At 68.6% G+C, this 1,030-nt stretch carries 1 protein-coding gene; it reads left to right on the top strand.

Features of this window, described 5'->3' with window-relative positions:
• Positions 1 to 832 (top strand): FtsQ-type POTRA domain-containing protein (locus FDZ70_11365; GenBank protein ID TLM64760.1); only part of this gene is annotated, 832 nt, incomplete at its 5' end.
• Positions 833 to 1,030: the final 198 nt, after the last annotated feature.

Genomic DNA, 1,030 nt, shown 5'->3' with positions numbered 1-1,030 from the left:
GGGCGCATCCCGGCATCCGGTCCATCCGTCGAAGCTCGAGCAGAAGCCCCGTGAGACCGCCGCCGCCAAGGCCAGGCGGCTCGAGCGCGAGCGGCGTGAGGCGCGGGCACGCAACGCGATGCGGCTCCGCATCGTGGCCGTCGCCGCGGGTATCGTCCTGGCTGTCTGGGGAGCAGCCGCGCTCTACCGCTCGGGCGTGGTGCCGATCGAGGAGGTACGGGTCGAGGGCAACGAGCACCTCACCGCGCAGCGCGTGATCGCCATCGCGAAAGTGCCTTCCGACGCGACGCTGCTGCGGTTTCCCGCCGAAGAAGTCGAGGAGCGGCTTGAGGCGGACTCATGGATCGGGTCGGCCGAGGTCAGCCGGATGTTCCCCGACGGCATGCGCATCCGCATCACCGAGCGCGAGCCTGTGGCGCTGGTCGACGATGGGAAGGCGTCGTTCTGGCTGGTCTGCGTCGACGGGTACGTGATCTCGAGGCGAACCGCCGAGGACACAGCATCGCTGATGGTGGTACGCGACATCGAACGGCTGGACGTCGCCACGGCGACGGTGACCACTTCGGAGGCCCTCCTGAACGCGCTGCGGCTCGTCTCGGGAATGTCGAAGGAGCTGCGTTCGCGGGTTCGGATGGTCTCGGCGCCCACCGTGGACAAGACAGCCGTGTACACTACCGACGACATCGAGATCTTCTTCGGTTCCGCGGACGATCTGGCGATGAAGGATGCGGCCGCGCTCAAGATCCTGACCGAGCAGGCCGGCAAGGTGGTCTACATCAACGTGCGGTCGGTGACCCGGCCCACGTGGCGAGGACTGTGCGACACGCCCTAGGCGCACGAACGACGGGAGCAACGGATGCGGGCACGGACGCGCAACTCGGTCATCCTCGCGGCAGCGGCCGCGGCGTTGTGGGCACTGGCGGCGGGGCCGGCATCGGCACTGACGCTTCAGGCGCCGACACAGGCCCTCGATTCCGTGGACGTGACGGTGACGGTGGGGTCGTCCGATCCGACCGGCACGGTCTGGATC

The sequence above is a fragment of the Actinomycetota bacterium genome (assembly GCA_005774595.1).
Lineage (GTDB): Bacteria > Actinomycetota > Coriobacteriia > Anaerosomatales > D1FN1-002 > D1FN1-002.
This window is presented reverse-complemented; position numbering and strand designations above follow the sequence as displayed.